Genomic DNA, 17,942 nt, shown 5'->3' on the forward strand with positions numbered 1-17,942 from the left:
CTTCACAGCCCCAGCATCAGCTGGATGTTTTGCACGGCGGCGCCGCTGGCGCCTTTGCCCAAGTTGTCCAGACGGGCGATCAACACCGCGTGGCGGGCTGCTTCGTTGGCGAACACGCGCAGCTCCAGCTTGTTGGTGTCGTTCAAGGCCAGGGCGTCGAGCTTGCCGTTGTCGGTCGCAGGCTCCACGCTGACCCAGCCGCCTGCCGCTTGGCTGGGGGCGTAATGGGCGAGCAGGGCTTCGTGCAAGTCCGCCGCCTTGGGCTGGCCGGGCAGGGCGTCCAGATGCAAGGGCAGTTGCACCAACATGCCTTGGCGGAAATTGCCCACCGCTGGCACAAACAAAGGCCGGCAAGTCAGGCCCGTGAATCGCATGATTTCAGGGATGTGCTTGTGCTGGAGGCCCAGCGCATAGGCCTCGTACAAAGGCGCTTTGCCCGCTTCGTAGTCTTCGATCATGGTGCGGCCACCGCCCGAATAACCGCTGACAGACGGCAGGCAGACCGGGTAGTGGGCTGGCACCAGGCCCGCATCGACCAGAGGGCGCAACAGCGCAATGGCGCCGGTGGCGTAGCAACCGGGGTTGGCCACGCGACTGGCGGCGATCACGGCTTCGCGCTGGCCTGCGGCCAATTCAGGGAAGCCGTAAACCCAGTCAGGGTTGCAGCGGTGGGCAGTGGAGGCGTCCACGATGCGGGGCTTTGGGCCAGGCAAACTGTCGATCATGGCGACCGACTCGATGGCGGCATCGTCGTGCAGGCAGAGCACCACCAGGTCGGCTTCGGCCATCAATTCGCGTTTGGCCTCTGGGTCCTTGCGGCGGGCGGGGTCGATGCTCAGCACCTGAACTTGGGGCATGAGCGCGAGGCGTTCGCGGATTTGCAGACCTGTTGTACCGGCTTCGCCATCAATGAATATATTGGCCATTTGTGTATACTTTCTGATCAAGTCAAACGCGCAGCGTCAAGTCGATGTAAGACGCGGGGCTCAGTATTGGTGCGTTGCAGCATGATACAGTCCGAGGCTGCAGTGTCCAGAGCCTGCCGGTGTGCACCTTCCGATCGAAGGACGTCGGCGGACCGGTCGAAATCCACCATCTGAGAGAAGACCCTCATGAAGATTCACGAGTACCAAGGCAAGGAAATCTTGCGTCAATTCGGCGTGCCAGTACCCCGCGGCATTCCAGCTTTCACCGTTCAAGAGGCTGTTGAAGCCGCTCAGAAACTGGGCGGCCCAGTGTGGGTGGTCAAGGCCCAAATCCACGCCGGTGGCCGTGGCAAAGGCGGCGGCGTCAAGGTTGCCAAAACCATCGACGACGTGAAGCGCTTGGCTGGCGACATCTTGGGCATGCAGCTCAAGACCCACCAGACCGGTCCTGAAGGTCAAAAAGTCCGTCGCCTGTACATCGAAGACGGCGCTGACATCAACAAAGAATATTACGTGTCTGTGGTCACCGACCGCGCCACACAAAAGATCGCTTTCATCGCTTCGAGCGAAGGCGGCATGGACATCGAGGAAGTGGCCCACTCCACCCCCGAGAAAATCATCACCGAGTTCATCGATCCCCTGACCGGTCTGGGCGATGCCCAAGCCAAGAAGATCTCTGACGCCATCGGCATGCCCGCAGATTCCACCGCACAAGCCGTGGACATCTTCAAGAAGCTGTACCAGTGCTACATGGAAACCGACGCTTCCTTGGTGGAAATCAACCCACTGAACCGTGACAGCAAGGGCAACGTGATGGCCTTGGACGCGAAGTTCAACTTCGACTCCAACGCTTTGTTCCGTCACCCTGAAATCGTGGCTTACCGCGATCTGGACGAGGAAGATCCTGCCGAAGTGGAAGCTTCCAAGTTCGACCTGGCCTACATCAGCTTGGACGGCAACATCGGTTGCTTGGTCAACGGCGCTGGCTTGGCCATGGCCACCATGGACACCATCAAGTTGTTCGGCGGCGAGCCCGCCAACTTCTTGGACGTGGGCGGCGGCGCAACGGCTGAGAAAGTCACGGAAGCCTTCAAGATCATGCTGGCCAACAAGAATGTCAAAGGCATTTTGGTCAACATCTTCGGCGGCATCATGAAGTGCGACACCATCGCCACCGGCGTGATCACCGCTTGCAAGGCCGTGAACCTGTCCGTGCCATTGGTGGTGCGCATGAAGGGCACCAACGACGAGCTGGGCAAGAAGATGCTGGCCGAGTCCGGTCTGCCGATCATCTCTGCCGACACCATGGCCGAAGCCGCGACAGCCATTGTTGCAGCCGTTAAATAAATGACTTTGCGGGACAGCTCTTCAGCGCTGTCCCCAACTGATTAGGAAACCCCATGTCGATCTACATCAACAAAGACACCAAAGTCATCACCCAAGGCATCACCGGCAAAACCGGCCAGTTCCACACTGAGAAGTGCCAGGAATACGCGAACGGCAAGAACTGCTTCGTCGCGGGTGTGAACCCCAAGAAGGCTGGCGAGTCCATCTTCAACATCCCAATTTATTCCACCGTCAAGGAAGCCGCCCAGCAAACCGGCGCGACCGTGTCCGTGATCTACGTGCCCCCAGCAGGTGCTGCCGCTGCGATCTGGGAAGCTGTGGAAGCCGACTTGGACTTGGCCATCTGTATCACCGAAGGCATTCCAGTGCGCGACATGCTCGAAGTGCGCAACAAGATGAAGGAAAAAGAAGCCAAAGGCGGCAAGAAAACCTTGCTGCTGGGCCCCAACTGCCCTGGCCTCATCACCCCTGACGAAATCAAGATCGGCATCATGCCCGGTCACATCCACCGCAAAGGCCGCATCGGCGTGGTGTCCCGTTCGGGCACTTTGACCTATGAAGCCGTGGCGATGTTGACCGAAGTGGGCCTGGGCCAATCCAGCGCCGTCGGTATCGGTGGCGACCCGATCAACGGTTTGAAGCACATCGACGTGATGAAGGCTTTCAACGACGATCCAGACACCGACGCCGTCATCATGATTGGTGAAATCGGCGGTCCAGACGAAGCCGAAGCCGCTCAGTGGTGCAAAGCCAACATGAAAAAGCCCGTGGTCGGCTTCATCGCCGGTGTGACTGCCCCTCCCGGCAAGCGCATGGGCCACGCTGGTGCCTTGATCTCTGGCGGCGCCGACACGGCCGACGCCAAGCTGGCCATCATGGAAGAGTGCGGCTTCATCGTCACACGCAACCCATCTGAACTGGGCAAACTGCTCAAGGCTCAGCTCAAGTAAACTCGACGCCGCCTGATGGGCGGCTGTGGTTTGCCACAATACCAAAGCCGGATGTCCTGCAGGACAATCCGGCTTTCTGTTTTTTAAATCAATGCATCTCACCCGCCGTGGCTGGTGAAAAAGGAACACCGTGGAAGAATTTCTGACCGCCCATTTCTGGTTCGCCGTGGGCCAGATCATCATGATCGACATCCTCTTGGGCGGCGACAACGCCGTGGTGATCGCCCTGGCTTGCCGCCAACTGCCTGCTCACCAACGCACCAAAGGCATTCTGTGGGGCACCGCAGGGGCCATCGTGCTGCGCGTGATCCTGATCTTTTTCGCGCTCACGCTGCTGGCAATTCCGTTCCTGAAATTTGTTGGCGCAGTGCTGCTGATTTGGATCGGTGTGAAATTGTTGACCCCTGACGAGGACGAAGACCACGGGAACATCCAGGGCAGTGACAAACTTTGGGGCGCCGTCAAAACCGTCATCATTGCGGATTTGGTCATGTCCATTGACAACGTGATCGCCATCGCGGGTGCAGCGCAAACCTCTGGCAATGCCGACCACCAAATGCCGCTCGTGATCTTTGGCCTGCTGGTCAGTATCCCGATCATCGTTTGGGGCAGCCAATTGGTGCTCAAGCTCATGGACCGTTTCCCCATCATCATCACCGTTGGTGGCATGCTGCTGGGCTGGATTGCGGGCACCATGGTGCAAACCGACCCTGGTCTGGTGGCCTACATTCCTCAAGACAAAGCTTGGGGCTATGGCCTGGGTGTGGCGGGGGCCTTGTTGGTGCTGGCTTTGGGCAAGATCATCTTGGCCCGTCGCCCTGCACAGGATGAAGCCTCATCCTGACTGGCTCTGGAGTTCAGGTGGTGATTGATTTACCATCGAACGCCATTCAACAGGGAGGAGATGCCATGCAAAAAAGGCAAAAAGGTTTGACATTGATCGAGCTGATGATCGTGATCGCGGTCATCGGCATCTTGGGGGCTCTGGCCCTGCCGGCGTACCAGGACTACACCATCCGCGCCAAGGTGTCTGAAATGCTGCTGGCAGCCAACGGTTGCAAAACCGCCGTCAACGAGGCCATCAGCTCCTCTTCGGACGCCGATGTGTCCAAAACCCTGCCCAACGTTTGCGACTCGCAGACCAGCAAATTCGTCACCAGCATCGCCGTCGATGGCGATGGCGTGATCACCGTGGTGGGCAACCACACGGCTTTGCGCGGCACCACCAGCAGCTCGGCCAACGCGATCGCACTGACGCCACTGCAAACCGGCATCACCGCCGTGGTGGGGACCACCGATGGCGGTAAACCCATCGCCAGCTGGCGCTGCGGCCCGGCCAGCACGAATGGCTTGCCGGTCAAGTACTTGCCCGCTTCATGCAAGGGCTCATGATCTTGCCCGCCCACACCAACGCCCTGCACCGCAGGGCGTTTTTCTTGGAAGCGCCTTGAAACCGATTGACAAAGCGCCCCTGCAAGGCTGGCAAGCCTGGGCCGTGGGTTTCTGGATGGTTTTGCCCTGGGTGCAACCTTGGGCACCCACACCCTTGCCCAATGTGGTGCCACTGTTGATCAGCTGGAGCTGCATCGGCCTGCTCATGGCCCAAGGCCTGCGCTTGCAGGCCTTGGACATCGCCAGGGCCTGGGCCATCGCTGCGGCACTCAGCAGTGCCATGGGTCTGGCGCAGTATTTCGGCCTGACCGATGCCCTCGGCCACTGGGTCCATGCGCCCGAGGTGTTGGGCGAGGCGCGTGCCAATTTGCGACAGCGCAACCAACTGGCCACACTGACCTCTTTAGGCCTCGTCGCCACCCTCTGGTGGGCCAGCAACGGATTGCTTCGCCACCATGCGCTTGGGCTGTTGGCCCTGACAGCAGCAGGCAACGCCGCCACCAATTCGCGCACCGGCCTGTTGCAAATGCTTCTGATGACATCGCTGGTCATCCTGTGGGCCCAACTGGGAAGACGGCATCAATGCCTGTCTTGGCGCCTGGTGCTGTGGGCTCTGGGCGTGTACGCCCTGTGCATTTGGGCCTTGCCGCTGTTGCTGTCTGCCAGCTCTGGTGCAGACGCGGTGAGCGCCTTGACCCGCATGGGCAGCAACGATGGCTGTAGCAGCCGCAGCGTCTTGTGGCGCAATGTGCTGGCGCTGATTGCCCAAAAGCCTTGGTGGGGTTGGGGCTGGGACGAACTCAAATACGCCCATTACAGCGCCAGCTATTCGGGTGAGCGCTTCTGTGAAATTCTGGGCAACGCCCACAACGGCCCCTTGCAACTGGCCTTTGCTTTGGGCGTTCCAGTGGCCGCCTTGATCACATTGGGCTTGGTCCTGATCACCCTGCTCATGCGCCCTTTGCAAGCACGTTCAACGGAGCATCAACTGGCCTGGGGCGTGTTGGCCGTGATCGCGCTGCACAGCCTGCTGGAGTTTCCGCTCTGGTACGGCCCGTTTCAGATGGCTGTGGTGCTGTGCATCGTTCTCTTACTTCCGTCGCGATGGGATGTGTCATTTGTAAAGCGTCGTGTTTTGCCTTTTGCGGGCATAGCGGTTTTGGCAGTGGCCGCGTTCATCGCGGTGGACTATTCCCGTGTACGGCAAATTTTCATCTCCGACAGCCAACGCTCCAAGGTCTGGCCGGGCGACGCCTTGAGCGTGGCCAAAAGCAGCGTCGCATTCCAGACAACCGCCCAATTTGCCGAGTATTCCATCACCTCGGTGACGGCCGACAATGCACCGCAAATGCTGGCCACCGGATTGAACATGCTGCACTACTCGCCCGAGCTCAAAGTGATCCGAAAAGTGATCGAGGCGGCCCAATTGGTGGGGGACGAAGAAACGGCCAAACAGCACCGAAAATGGATGAAAGAAGCCTTCGGCTTGGACGCGGATCGTTCAAATCAGGCAAACTGAACAGATGCCACACGCCAATCGCTGGGGCATCACCCGTTTGGCAGGCTTTGATTGCAACGCAGCTGGCTCTGCATTCACGAAAGTTTGAGATATGCCTTCCATGTCATGGCTGCGTTTGAACATCCGACGGCCTTTGAGCTTGCTGCTCGTCGGCGTGCTCTTTTTCGCTTACAGCACCAACGCCCAAGCCCCCTTGGATGTGCGCGTGGCGCTGGTCATCGGCAACGCCGCCTACAAGAACGTTCCCGCGCTGGCCAACGCCACCAACGACGCCAAGTCCATGTCCAGCGTCTTGCGCAAGCTGGGCTTCAACGTGATCGAAGTGGTCGACGGCGACAAGGCCCAAATGGTCAAAGCCATCGCCCAGATGCAAACCCTCCTTCAGGGCAAGCAAGCCGTTGGCATGCTTTATTTCGCCGGCCACGGACTGCAACTCGATTGGCGCAATTACATGGTCCCGGTGGATGCCAAACTGAGCCAAGCCAGCGATATCGCCACCCAAACCGTGGACATCGAAAACGTCATCGACACCATGAAACGCTCGGCCACGCGCATGAACATCATCGTGCTCGATGCATGTCGCGACAACCCCTTCTCGGGCAAAGCCAGCGGCAAAGGCTTGGCCCAACTGGATGCGCCACCGGGCACCTACTTGGCTTTTGCCACATCGCCTGGCAACGTTGCCGAAGATGGCGACGAAAGCGCCAGCAATGGCCTGTTCACCCACTACCTGCTCAAAGAACTTCAGCGGCCCGCACGCATCGAAGACCTGTTCAAGCGGGTGCGCCTGCAGGTCCGGCAAAAGAGCCAAGGCCGCCAAATCCCCTGGGACTCGAGCAGCCTGGAAGATGACTTTGCTTTCAACGACGGCGTCAAACACACCTTCAACCCAGAAGACCTGATCAAGGAAGCCCAACTGGCCAAAGAGGCGCAAGCCCAATTCCAACGCGCAGCGCAAGCGGCCGCTGAGCGGGAAAAGCAAATTGCCCAGCAAATCGCGCTGGAGCAACAACAGCTGGCCGAGGCCCAGAAAATTCAGAACCAGAACGCACGCCTGAAGGCCGAATCAGAAGCCAAAGAGCGGGAAAAGCAACTGGCGCTGGCGGCAGCGCAAGAGCGCCAAAAAGCCCAGGCTGCTGCCCTGGCGCTGGAGCGTGCTCGGGCTGAAGAGGCCCAACGGATCAAAGACATCGAGCTGGCCAAAGCGCAGGCCGCCGAACAGACGCGACGCAACACGCTCTCGCGCGAAGAGGCCCAGGCACAGCAATTTGCGCAAGAAAAATCAGCTTGGGACAAGATCAAGGACACCCGCAACAAAGCCGATGTTTACGCCTTCATTCTTCAGTTCCCCAACGGCATGCTCAGCGAACTGGCCAACACCCAACTGGAGTTGCTGGACAAAGCGCAGATCAAACCGCAGGCCGACAAGCAAGGCCGCATTCAGGAGTTCGCACAGCGGCGGTACACCCAAGGTGAAACCTTTGAGTTCATTGGCAAGGACGGGTACACAGGGCTGCCCAAATGGAACCAATCATTCACGGTTTTGAGTGTGGACGATGAAGGCGCTGAAGTTCAAGGCACACGAACCGGCGGTGGCACCTGGAAACAGCGTGTGTCACACGCAGGTCTGCAGTCTGGTGACAACAGCGGCAAGTACGATCCGCCCATCACCTTCATGCCCGCCGGTATCGTTCAAGTGGGCTACAAATGGCGTGCACGAACCACTTTCACCAACGCACGAAACAATGCGCAAGAATGGCTGGAAGTTGCAGCCAAAGTCGTGGCACGCGAGACCATCGAGGTGCCTGCTGGAAAATTTGACACCTTCAAAATCGAAGTCGCCATGCAGTACCAATCAGGTCATCGCACCCAACTGACGATTTGGACCGACCCCGCCATCGGCGCAGGCATTCGCATCAAAAGTGAATCTCGCCCACCCCGAGGTTCTGCGGACATCACCATACGGGAGTTGACGTCCATCAAGCGGGGCAGCTGACTTGGCCTGGGCTTACCCTCTTTGCCGAGCCACCATCTCGCGAACGCCTGAACGAACGCGCCCATTTTGATCCTGAAATTGGAAATGGGTTTTGATCGCCAAACCCCACTCCGGTTGGACCCACAGGCTGGCATGGAGCAAAGCGTCACCTTCGATTTGAAACTGTATCTCCACACGGTAGGCTAAGAACGTGCCTGCGGGCACGGTGACTTGCTCGCGAGCAACCACCTTGCCCGAGTAATCCATCCAGGCTTTCTGTCCCTTGGGGTTGGTTCGCAAAGAGCGGCCGCGCCAGCGTTTGCCCACCTGGTATTCAGCCCCGGGCACCAACACATACGGAGGATCGAAGGTATTTTGGCCATCGCTGATGACGGCACCAGCAATGGTCATTTGACCGGTTGGCCCTTGATCAAAAACGTTGGTGTACTTGGCGGAGTCTGGGTTTACATCAAACACGGTGGACTTCACCGTGAAACTGGGCCTGTGTTCATACGAAATCTTCATGGTGTACACATCGCCATTTCTGAACCGGTCTTCCGCCGGGTTTTGAACAACCTCTCCCTCAAAGGCCTGACTGCGAATGTTTTTGCGGTCAATCCTCTCCAAGACACCTTGTGCCAGTTCGCTCAAACTGGATGCTGGGTAGGTTTGGATGAAATTGAAAATGTGCTCAGGGTTCTTGCCATCCTTGATGTTGTTCCAGACCTGGCGCTCCATTTCAAACTGCTTTTTCTTTTCTTCCGATGTCAGGCTGGCCGGAGATGATGCGCCTGTCAGATACACATCTTCAAAAACACCGTTGGAGTAAGCAGGCACTTGCTGGCCCTGGCTGGCGCGCCTGACACCGAACTTGATGCGTTTGAAAATATCGTCGATCGGGGCAGCGGTGTTTTTCAGCTCCCGCAGCAAGTAAGCGGTGTAAAGGCCATGAGCGCCATCCGCTTGTCCGTCGATGGCCACGTTGCCCGCCTCTGTGGCATAACCCACCAAGGTTTTCGCAGGGGCATCCACAGGTGCAAAACCAAGTGAATTTTGCTGGGCCTTGAAAGGGTTATCACGGCACGCATCGAGCACAAACACATTGAGCCGTCCACCACGAGCGCTCATGCCGTCCACCCATTTTTTAACGCTGACACCTTGCTCTGCAATGTCTTTTTCCGACTGGATGTTGACATCCACGGGCAAGATGAAATTTTCAGCCTCCAGCTGTACGCCGTGTCCCGCGTAATAGATGAAGCTCAACCCTTGCGTGCCCTGAATGGCCGCTTGGTGTTCTTGCAGGGCTTGGGCAAGTTGGCTTCGGTTGGCATCCAAAAGCAAATTGACCTTGAAGCCAGAGGCCTCCAGCGCCTCTTTCATGGCTTTCGCATCGTTTGCGGGGTTTTTCAGTGGTGCGCTTTTGTACGATGCGTTGCCGATCACGAGTGCCAAGCGAAGAAGCTCAGGCGCATTGGCCACTGCCGGCTGCCAACAGATCCACAGCCATCCAATGAGCCATTGAATTTTTCGCATTGCTGTCATAAGGCCCCCAGCCGAGATGGTTAAGCATCACATGTCATACCAACGGGAAAGTATTTTTCAGGCCTCGGCCACAAAACTCCCCGACTTGCCCCCATGCTTTTCCAGCAAAGTCACGCCGTTGATGGTCATGCCACGGTCCACGGCTTTGCACATGTCGTAAATGGTGAGCAAGGCCACTTGCACGGCGGTGAGGGCTTCCATTTCCACACCGGTCTGGCCTACCGTCTCGGCGGTGGCTTTGCAGACCACGGTCGATTCGGCGCTCAGCACTTCAAACTCGACCGCCACATGGGTCAAGCCGATGGGGTGGCACAGGGGAATCAGCTCGCTGGTTTTCTTGGCACCCATGATGCCGGCCAGCCGTGCGATGCCCAGCACATCGCCTTTTTTGGCGGTGCCCGATTCGATCAGCGCCAAAGTGGCGGGCAGCATGGTGATGCGGCCCGTGGCCACGGCGATGCGCTTGGTGGAAGATTTGCCGCCAACGTCCACCATGTGGGCTTGGCCTTGGGCGTCGAAATGGGTCAAAACATCAGAGGTCGTCATGGGCAAGGCGGTCCGAATGGTTTACAAAAAATTCACGGGAATAGGTCATCATACGGCCATTGAATGGGACACTCAGCGCCGTGAAAAACAAATTCCGCCACACCCGACTGATCCTGAGCTTGCTGGCCGCCAGCCTGTGTTTTCAGGCTGCCTGGCCGCAAAACTCGGTGTTGCCCTCCTTGGGTGACGGCGACGGGATTTCTCTGGCGGCCGAGCGCAAGTTGGGCGACCGCATCGCCCGCGAGTTGTACCGTGACCCGGACTATTTGGAAGACCCGGTGCTGGACGAGTACATCCAGCGCTTGTGGGCGCCCTTGGTCAAATCGGCCGCCGCTCGGGGCGAGCTTTCACCCGAACTGCAAGAGCGCTTTGCCTGGCGCATCTTGCTCGGGCGCGACCGCAGCGTGAACGCCTTTGCTTTGCCCGGCGGCTATCTGGGCGTGCATTTGGGCTTGATTGCGGTGGTCACCACCCACGACGAGCTGGCCTCGGTGCTGGCCCATGAACTCAGCCACGTGACCCAGCGCCACATTGCCCGGTCCATGGGCGAGCAGGGCAAGATGACGCCGTGGGTCATCGGCTCTCTGATCTTGGGCATTTTGGCGGCCAGCAAGAGCGCGCAAGGCGCCCAAGCCTTGGTGGTGGGCGGGCAAGCGGCGGCGATTCAGTCGCAGCTGAGCTACTCGCGCGACATGGAGCGCGAAGCCGACCGCGTCGGCTATGGCGTCATGAGCGAGGCGGGTTACGACCCGCAAGGCTTTGTGGGCATGTTTGGCAAGCTCCAGCAGGCCGCCGGTTTGAATGACAACGGCGCTTATCCGTACCTGCGCAGCCACCCCCTGACCACCGAGCGCATCGCCGACATGCAGGCGCGTTTGCAATTGAATGCCGTACCGGCTCAAGCCGTGATCGATGTGGAACAAGCCATGTTGTCCGCGAGGGCCCGGGTCTTGTCTCAAGGCAATGTGGACGCGTGGCGGGCCAGCACCAACACCAGCCGCGTCAACTTGCCCAACGCCACGGCCGCGACGCATGCGGGCGTCTGGTACGGTGCAACGCTGGCCCATATGCAGCTGAAAGACTTTGCTGCCGCTGAGCGCAGCCTGCAAAACCTGGAGCGCACCGTCAGTGGCCAAGCTGCCCCCGCACGTTTGGCCAAGTTATTGCGTGCCGAATGGGCGGCCGCACAAGGGCGTTGGGATGCGGTGCCGGCCTTGCTGGCCCGTCAGAACCCAAGCACCAAACTGGAACGGCCGGAGCTGATTGCCACCGCACAAGCGGTGCTGCATTTGCCACCGTCAGCCACACGCACCGAGGTGCTGCGGCAATTGCGTGAACAGGTTTTGGCCGCACCGCTGGATGCACAGGCCTGGAACACCTTGGCCAATGTGTTGGCCGTTGAGGGCCAGGCCTTGCCCTCACTGCGTGCCGAAGGCGAAGCGCAAATGGCCCGCATGGATTGGCAAGGAGCGATTGACCGCTTCCGCGCGGCCCAAGACTGGGCCAAAAAGCACCAGCTTCAAGCAGGCGACCACATCGAAGCGTCGATCGTGGACACCCGCTTGCGCCAGGCCCAAGCCTTGGTGCGCGAAATGCAAGCCGAGCGCTGAAGGCCCTTCAAACGTTGGCTTGCGGAGCGGATTTTTTGGAAACCCACCAGCCTGCGCCCAGCACCAGCACGACAGAGACCAGGTAAGTGGTCCAACGCCACACGGCCTGAGAAGGCGCATCGAACACGCTGTCCAGCAAGGGCTCGCCCACAATCATCTTGGCTGCGGTGAAGGCCAAAACAGCCGCACCCAGTTGAATGATCACGGGGAAGCGCTCGACCAATTTGAGCACCACCGAGCTGCCAAACACCACGATCGGCACGCTGATGAGCAGGCCCAAAATCACCAAGTCCCACGAGCCATGTGCAGCACCGGCCACACCCAACACGTTGTCCACCCCCATCAGGGCGTCGGCCACGATGATGGTTTTCATGGCGCCCCAGAAGGTGGTGGCCGCAGGTCCATGGTCATCACCCTCACCAGTGTCGGCGATCAGTTTGTAGGCGATCCACAGCAGGCCCAAACCGCCCACCAGCATCAAGCCAGGGATCTGCAGCAACCAGACCACGCACAAAGTCATGACCGAGCGCACGGCGATCGCGCCCACCGTGCCCCACATGATCGCTTTCTTTTGCAAGTCAGCGGGCAAATTGCGCGCAGCCAGCGCGATCACGATGGCGTTGTCGCCCGCCAAAACCAGGTCAATCAAAATGATGGCCAGCAAAGCCGACCACCAAGGTGCCGATAAAAATTCCATGACAAGACTTTCCATTTCAGATTTGAAGCTGTACCGGGCATCATGAATGTGCGGGCGCTGGACGCCGCAAGCCTCGATGCACCTGTGCAGATGATCGAAGGTCTTGCTCGACGCCAAGGTCTGGCGCCTGATGAACCGGAAGCCAAAGCTTCGTGATGACGGCTCATCATGGGTCACATGGCATTGCACCGCATGACGCGAGGGAGCTACTCCCCTTCAGATGCGTATTACACATGAGATCGGCTTTTCCCTCCAAAACCGAAGGAAATTATCAGCCTGGCCAGCCTCGAAAAAAGCGCGACCGAAGATCATCTTCTGAGCCTGCCCAGCGGCTATGATTCCCGACTCACACTGCAATCCACATGGCCGGCATCCACATCACCGACATCGAAGCTGCCATCAACCACTGGCGGCTCAAGAACCCCTCTCCAGACGGGGTGGCTTTGCCGCGCGAGCTGCGGGCGCTGGCCGATGTGTATGGCCAGATGGTGTATTTCAAAAAGGACTACGCCGACGAGTTCAGCCTGCCTTTGGCCGCGGCCGAGGCTTGGCAGGACTGGTACGCCAGCACACCGGACACACCTTGCATCGCCATTTGCTCCACCAGCCAAGGCGATGACACCTGCAAAGGCTGCGGCCGCAGCTTTGAAGAAGTGCAGCTGTGGACCGAGATGACGCCTGGGGAAAAGCGGTTCGTCTGGCACCGCATCACCATGGAAGGCACGTCCTGGCGCTTCAACAAATACGCCGAGCGCGCCGCCGAAGACCGTCACCTGGCCAAGGCCGCCGCTGAAGCCCAAACGAAACTGGATTTGTAGGTCGTCGATTGAGCGTGCCGACGCGGCGGCACGTTTTGCCAGTCGGCGCTGAAGCGCCGACGGCCATTGCGCAAGCCGGCCCGGCTTATTTCCAGCGGCTCAGCTCGATGTGCACGCTGCCCAGGTCGCTGCTGAAAGTGACTTCACCTTCTTGCACCGTGGCTTGCAGCTGCATGCTGCGCTCGGCCAGTTTGGCCAGCTCTTGTGAGCGCTCGGTTGGCACGCGCCAGACCTGCAGCTTGTCCAAGCGGGTGAGCTTGGTCTCGATGCCCTTCCACCACACCTCGGCCGCGTGGTTGAAGCAGTACAGCAGCACTTCGTCCGACTTTTGGCAGGCCTTCATGATGGGCTTGTCTTCCGGCTGGCCGACTTCGATCCACATGCGGGTCTGGCCGGTGAAGTCGCGCAGGCTGACATCGGGATCGTCCGGATCGGACAAGCCTGCGCCAAAAGCCAGCTTGCCGTCGCCGTTGCACACCGCTTGCAACTTGTAGGCGTTGATGGCCAGCGCCAGCAGGCGGATCATCATGCGCTCGTCGGTCTCGCTGGGGTGGCGGGCCAAGGTGAGCTGATGGTCTTCGTAATAGCTGTGATCGATGTCAGCGATCGACAGGTTGGCTTTGTAGATGGTGGATTTGAGGGCCATGAAAACCGATCAGACCCGACGGGCCAGCTCAGCGGCCTTGCCCACATAACTGCCCGGCGTCATGGCCAGCAAACGGTCTTTGTCCGCTTGCGGAATCTCCAGGCCCTGGATCAAGCCGTGCAGGTCTGCTGCGGTGACGGTCTTGCCGCGGGTGACTTCTTTGAGCTTTTCGTAAGCGCCTTGCACGCCATAACGGCGCATCACGGTCTGGATCGGCTCGGCCAGCACTTCCCAGGCGGCGTCCAAGTCAGCAGCCAGCGCTTCCTCGTTCAGCTCCAGTTTGTTCAAGCCGGTCATCAAAGAGGCATAGGCCAGCGCGGTGTAGCCCAGGCCCACACCCATGTTGCGCAGCACGGTGGAGTCGGTCAGGTCTCGCTGCCAGCGGCTGATCGGCAGCTTTTCGGACAGGTGCTTGAGCACGGCATTGGCCAGGCCCAGGTTGCCTTCGGCGTTTTCAAAATCAATCGGGTTGACCTTGTGGGGCATGGTGGACGAGCCAATTTCGCCGGCCTTCAAGCGCTGCTTGAAGTAGCCCAGGCTCACATAGCCCCAGATGTCGCGCGAGAAGTCGATCAAGATGGTGTTGGTGCGCGCCACGGCGTCGAACAGCTCGGCCATGTAGTCGTGCGGCTCGATCTGGATGCTGTAGGGCTGAAAGGTCAGGCCCAGGCCCCAATGGCTGCTTTGGGTTTCGCTGATTTCGGGCGTCTCCACGACCTTCTTGGCAAAGGCTTCCCAATCGAAATCAGGCCAGGCCGACAGGTGGGCGTTGTAATTGCCCACGGCGCCGTTCATCTTGCCCATGAGCTTGACGGCGGCGATCTTTTCGCGGCAGCCGTTCAGGCGCATGACCACGTTGGCGATTTCCTTGCCCACCGTGGTGGGGCTGGCGGTTTGGCCATGCGTGCGGCTGAGCATGGGCACTTCGGCAAAGGCGTGGGCCATCTCACGCAGCTTGGCGATCAAGCCGTCCAGACCCGGCAAGATCACCTGGGCACGGGCCCCCTTGAGCTGCAAGGCATGGCTGGTGTTGTTGATGTCTTCGCTGGTGCAGGCAAAGTGCACAAACTCGCCCACATGCTCGAGCTCTGGGCGGTCCTTGAACTTGGACTTGATCCAGTACTCCACGGCTTTGACGTCGTGGTTGGTGACCTTTTCAAATTCTTTGATGGCCACGGCATCGGCCTCGGAGAAGTTCTTCACCAGCGCGGTCAGGTAGCTGCGGGCACCAGGCGTGAGGGGTTTGAACTCGGCAAAACCGGCATCGGACAAGGCGATGAACCAGGCGATCTCGACCTGAACGCGGCGGTGCATATAGCCTTGCTCGCTCATCAAGGGGCGAAGCGCATTGAGTTTGCTGGCGTAACGGCCATCCAGCGGTGACAGGGCGGAAATGGGGGAGAAATTCATCCCTCGATTGTAGTTGGCGAGGCTTGCAGAAGCCTTGGCAACACAATCGTGTGGCAGTTTTGGCGCTTTGCACCCTCTCGCCCCTAGAATCGATCACATCTTCACAAGACTTCTGGACTCATGAAACTCATCGGCGCCGTCACCAGCCCCTACGTTCGCAAAGTGCGCATTGTCATGGCCGAAAAGAAACTGGACTACCAGTTCATCAGTGAAGACGTCTGGTCTGCCCAGACCCGCATTCAGGAATCCAACCCCTTGGGCAAAGTGCCCTGCCTGGTCATGGAAGGCGGCGAAGCCGTGTTCGACTCCCGCGTGATCGTGGAGTACCTGGACACCCTCTCACCCGTAGGCAAACTCATTCCAAGTGGTGGGCGCGAACGCGCCGAAGTCAAAACCTGGGAAGCCTTGGCCGATGGTTTGCTGGATGCTTCCATCTTGGCCCGTCTGGAGGCGGTTTGGGCCGGGCGCACGGACGGCCAGCGCAGCCAAGCATGGATCGATCGCCAAATGGACAAGGTTCAACAATCTTTGCAAGCCATGAGTGGCGGCCTGGCCGACAAGCCTTTTTGCTCAGGCATCCACCTGAGCTTGTCGGACATCGCCGTGGGCTGCGCGGTGGGCTATCTGGATTTCCGCTTCCCGCAGATCGACTGGCGCACGCCTTACCCCAACCTGCACAAGCTCTACGACAAGCTCTCGCAGCGTCAAAGCTTCATCGACAGCCTGCCGGCTTGAGGTCTAGCTTCAAGTGTTGGCGCGTTTCTTGAGCCAACGCATCACGCCGCCCACCACCGGCAGCTTTTCATAGAGCTCTTCTGCCGCATCCCAATAGTCGCGGTGCAAGGTCACCATCCCTTGTTCGTTGAACACGATGTGGCTGCCGCCGCGCACGACTTGCAGGGTTTGCGTGTCAAAGCGTTTGAAGCGAAAGCGGAACTCCCAGGTCAAAAAGGCCTGCGCTCCATCGACCAACTGGCCAGTGATGACGAAATGCGGTCCATCGAGGGCCACATACATGTGGCGAAAAATCCGCTCGATTTCGGCCAGGCCCTGCACCTCGTTGAAGGGGTCTTTGAATCGGGCTTGGCCGTCATACAGATCGGGTAATTGCGCCACGCTGTCCGGCGTGAGCTTTTCAAAATACTCGGCCAAACGGGCCGTGGCCAATCGCGTGTCCATGTTCAAAGTCCTGTGAAGCGCCGCACCAGTGGGAAATACCAGCGGTAGGGCAAGATCCGCAAGAGCTTGAGCCACAGCGTGAAGCGCTTGGGAAAGTGGATGTCAAAAGCGCCCCGCGCCCACCCTTGGAGCATCGCTTGGGCGGCTTGTTCAGGGCTGATCAAGGCCGGCATGGTGAACTCGTTTTGCGCGGTCAACGGCGTGTCCACAAAACCGGGGTTGACCACGCTCACGCCGATGCCCGCGTCTTGCAAGTCCAGGTACAGGGTTTCGGCCAAGTGGGTCAAAGCCGCTTTGGTCGGGCCATAGGCCAGGCCATTGGGCAATCCGCGCCAGCCGGCCACGCTGCTGAGCAAGCTGATGTGGCCATGCCCTTGCGCCAACAGGCTTGGCAGCACCGCGTCCAGCACCTGCAAGGCGCCTTGGTAATTGACGCTCTGGTGCTGCAGCAACTGCGGCAAGTCCATGGCGGTGGCGCGTTGGGCTTTGTAGTGGCCTGCCGCATAGACCACCATGTCGAGCGGGCCTTGGGCCAGAATTTTCTGCGCCGTGGCCTGCACGTCGGCCTGCACCGTCACGTCCAGCGGTTGCCATTGCACGCCCGCATCCTGCGCGGCCCAGTCCAAAATGCCTTGCGGTTTGCGGGCAGAAATGATCACCTCAGCGCCGGCTTGCCGCATCTGCTGCGCACAGGCCAAGCCAATGCCGGTGGACGCGCCCACCAGCCAGACGCGGCGGCCCGACCAGTCGGCGATCGGTGGATTGAGCGCCTTCATTTGGGCAAGACCAATGGGCTGCGGCGGGTGAAGGACAAGGTGACCTCACCCAAGCGAATGCCCCATTTGCTCATGGTGGCCTTGTTGAGCATGACGCGGTCGTCCATCAGGTACATCCAGTCGTCAAAGTCCACCTCCCAGATGCGGCCATCGACCGGCAAGGCGAGGGTGTAGCCCCAGCGAAAAGCGTTGCCACTGACCTGGCCGCGGGCCTGGCCCACCACATCTTCAGCCGTACCGGTGTAGCTGCCATTGGGGCCTGCACGCAGCTTCCAGATGCGGCGCTGGCGCGTGCCATCCGAATACACAAAGGCCTCGTCCAGCACGCCTTCATCGCCTTGCCAGCTGCAGTCCATCTCGACCGTGAAGCGCTTGACGACCTGCCCGCTGCGGTCGGTGAACACGCCCCAGGCATCGACCTTGCCATTGAAATAGGTGCGCAAATCGAGCGCAGGTTTTTCTTGCGCATACAGCTGCACCTGAGGCGATGCACAGCCTCCCACAAAGGGCAAACTGGCGGCCAAAGGGAGTGCGGCCATGCGCGTCAATGCGCGGCGGCGGTTATCAAATGCAGTCATGGGGTGCCTTTCATGGGAGCCATTGGCAAGC

At 59.5% G+C, this 17,942-nt stretch carries 18 protein-coding genes; 9 read left to right on the plus strand and 9 right to left on the minus strand.

Annotated features, from left to right (window positions below; all coding sequences use genetic code 11):
• Positions 1 to 2: 2 nt before the first annotated feature.
• Positions 3 to 926 (minus strand): N-acetyl-gamma-glutamyl-phosphate reductase, encoded by a 924-nt coding sequence (gene argC / locus QLQ16_RS03995; RefSeq protein ID WP_283223392.1) that lies wholly within the window; start codon positions 924 to 926, stop codon positions 3 to 5.
• A gap of 186 nt (positions 927 to 1,112) precedes the next feature.
• Here argC and sucC point away from each other — a divergent pair, with 186 nt between their 5' ends.
• From sucC to QLQ16_RS04025, 6 genes are all read left to right on the plus strand, one after another.
• Positions 1,113 to 2,273 carry an ADP-forming succinate--CoA ligase subunit beta gene (gene sucC, locus QLQ16_RS04000; protein ID WP_283223393.1) on the plus strand — a complete coding sequence of 387 codons (1,161 nt, stop codon included), beginning with the start codon at positions 1,113 to 1,115 and terminating at the stop codon, positions 2,271 to 2,273.
• 53 nt (positions 2,274 to 2,326) lie between these two features.
• Positions 2,327 to 3,223, plus strand: a complete 897-nt coding sequence (gene sucD, locus QLQ16_RS04005) for a succinate--CoA ligase subunit alpha (protein WP_283223394.1) — start codon at positions 2,327 to 2,329, stop codon at positions 3,221 to 3,223.
• A gap of 130 nt (positions 3,224 to 3,353) precedes the next feature.
• Entirely contained in the window at positions 3,354 to 4,067 is a 714-nt protein-coding gene (locus QLQ16_RS04010) for a TerC family protein (RefSeq protein ID WP_283223395.1), read from the plus strand.
• Positions 4,068 to 4,132: 65 nt separating this feature from the next.
• Complete coding sequence (locus QLQ16_RS04015) at positions 4,133 to 4,615, plus strand: pilin (protein WP_283223396.1); 483 nt, start codon at positions 4,133 to 4,135, stop codon at positions 4,613 to 4,615.
• 55 nt (positions 4,616 to 4,670) lie between these two features.
• Positions 4,671 to 6,134 carry a PglL family O-oligosaccharyltransferase gene (locus QLQ16_RS04020; protein WP_283223397.1) on the plus strand — a complete coding sequence of 488 codons (1,464 nt, stop codon included), beginning with the start codon at positions 4,671 to 4,673 and terminating at the stop codon, positions 6,132 to 6,134.
• A 100-nt stretch (positions 6,135 to 6,234) separates the two neighbouring features.
• Positions 6,235 to 8,130, plus strand: a complete 1,896-nt coding sequence (locus QLQ16_RS04025; protein WP_283223398.1) for a caspase family protein — start codon at positions 6,235 to 6,237, stop codon at positions 8,128 to 8,130.
• A 12-nt stretch (positions 8,131 to 8,142) separates the two neighbouring features.
• Here QLQ16_RS04025 and QLQ16_RS04030 read toward each other — a convergent pair whose 3' ends face one another.
• Together QLQ16_RS04030 and moaC are read right to left on the minus strand one after the other, a co-directional pair.
• Entirely contained in the window at positions 8,143 to 9,552 is a 1,410-nt protein-coding gene (locus QLQ16_RS04030) for a caspase family protein (RefSeq protein WP_283223496.1), read from the minus strand.
• A gap of 156 nt (positions 9,553 to 9,708) precedes the next feature.
• Entirely contained in the window at positions 9,709 to 10,197 is a 489-nt protein-coding gene (gene moaC, locus QLQ16_RS04035) for a cyclic pyranopterin monophosphate synthase MoaC (protein WP_283223399.1), read from the minus strand.
• Between the two features lie 80 nt (positions 10,198 to 10,277).
• Between moaC and QLQ16_RS04040 the strand changes: the two genes are divergently transcribed.
• Positions 10,278 to 11,807, plus strand: a complete 1,530-nt coding sequence (locus tag QLQ16_RS04040) for a M48 family metalloprotease (protein WP_283223400.1) — start codon at positions 10,278 to 10,280, stop codon at positions 11,805 to 11,807.
• Between the two features lie 7 nt (positions 11,808 to 11,814).
• Here QLQ16_RS04040 and QLQ16_RS04045 read toward each other — a convergent pair whose 3' ends face one another.
• Entirely contained in the window at positions 11,815 to 12,504 is a 690-nt protein-coding gene (locus QLQ16_RS04045) for a TerC family protein (RefSeq protein WP_283223401.1), read from the minus strand.
• A gap of 362 nt (positions 12,505 to 12,866) precedes the next feature.
• Here QLQ16_RS04045 and QLQ16_RS04050 point away from each other — a divergent pair, with 362 nt between their 5' ends.
• On the plus strand, positions 12,867 to 13,322 hold the full coding sequence (locus tag QLQ16_RS04050) for a DUF3717 domain-containing protein (RefSeq protein WP_283223402.1): 456 nt from the start codon (positions 12,867 to 12,869) through the stop codon (positions 13,320 to 13,322).
• Positions 13,323 to 13,407: 85 nt separating this feature from the next.
• Here QLQ16_RS04050 and QLQ16_RS04055 read toward each other — a convergent pair whose 3' ends face one another.
• Both QLQ16_RS04055 and purB read right to left on the minus strand, forming a co-directional pair.
• The gene (locus QLQ16_RS04055) at positions 13,408 to 13,968 is read right to left on the minus strand and encodes a YaeQ family protein (protein WP_283223403.1); all 561 of its coding nucleotides are present in this window, start codon (positions 13,966 to 13,968) and stop codon (positions 13,408 to 13,410) included.
• Positions 13,969 to 13,977: 9 nt separating this feature from the next.
• Positions 13,978 to 15,378: an adenylosuccinate lyase gene (purB, locus tag QLQ16_RS04060; RefSeq protein ID WP_283223404.1), complete on the minus strand. Its 1,401-nt coding sequence runs from the start codon at positions 15,376 to 15,378 to the stop codon at positions 13,978 to 13,980.
• A gap of 120 nt (positions 15,379 to 15,498) precedes the next feature.
• Here purB and QLQ16_RS04065 point away from each other — a divergent pair, with 120 nt between their 5' ends.
• Positions 15,499 to 16,113, plus strand: coding sequence for a glutathione S-transferase N-terminal domain-containing protein (locus QLQ16_RS04065; RefSeq protein WP_283223405.1), 615 nt, complete (start codon positions 15,499 to 15,501; stop codon positions 16,111 to 16,113).
• A 9-nt stretch (positions 16,114 to 16,122) separates the two neighbouring features.
• Here the strand turns inward: QLQ16_RS04065 and QLQ16_RS04070 are convergent, their stop codons facing one another.
• The 3 genes from QLQ16_RS04070 to QLQ16_RS04080 are packed head-to-tail and all read right to left on the minus strand — an operon-like array spanning position 16,123 to position 17,911.
• The gene (locus tag QLQ16_RS04070) at positions 16,123 to 16,557 is read right to left on the minus strand and encodes a nuclear transport factor 2 family protein (protein ID WP_283223406.1); all 435 of its coding nucleotides are present in this window, start codon (positions 16,555 to 16,557) and stop codon (positions 16,123 to 16,125) included.
• Positions 16,558 to 16,559: 2 nt separating this feature from the next.
• Positions 16,560 to 17,333 (minus strand): SDR family NAD(P)-dependent oxidoreductase, encoded by a 774-nt coding sequence (locus QLQ16_RS04075; RefSeq protein ID WP_283223407.1) that lies wholly within the window; start codon positions 17,331 to 17,333, stop codon positions 16,560 to 16,562.
• Positions 17,330 to 17,911, minus strand: a complete 582-nt coding sequence (locus tag QLQ16_RS04080) for a DUF3833 domain-containing protein (RefSeq protein WP_431310371.1) — start codon at positions 17,909 to 17,911, stop codon at positions 17,330 to 17,332. Before QLQ16_RS04080 ends, QLQ16_RS04075 begins: the two co-directional genes overlap by 4 nt.
• Positions 17,912 to 17,942 lie beyond the last annotated feature (31 nt).

It is taken from the genome of Limnohabitans lacus, from assembly GCF_030053395.1.
Taxonomy (GTDB): domain Bacteria; phylum Pseudomonadota; class Gammaproteobacteria; order Burkholderiales; family Burkholderiaceae_C; genus Limnohabitans_A; species Limnohabitans_A lacus.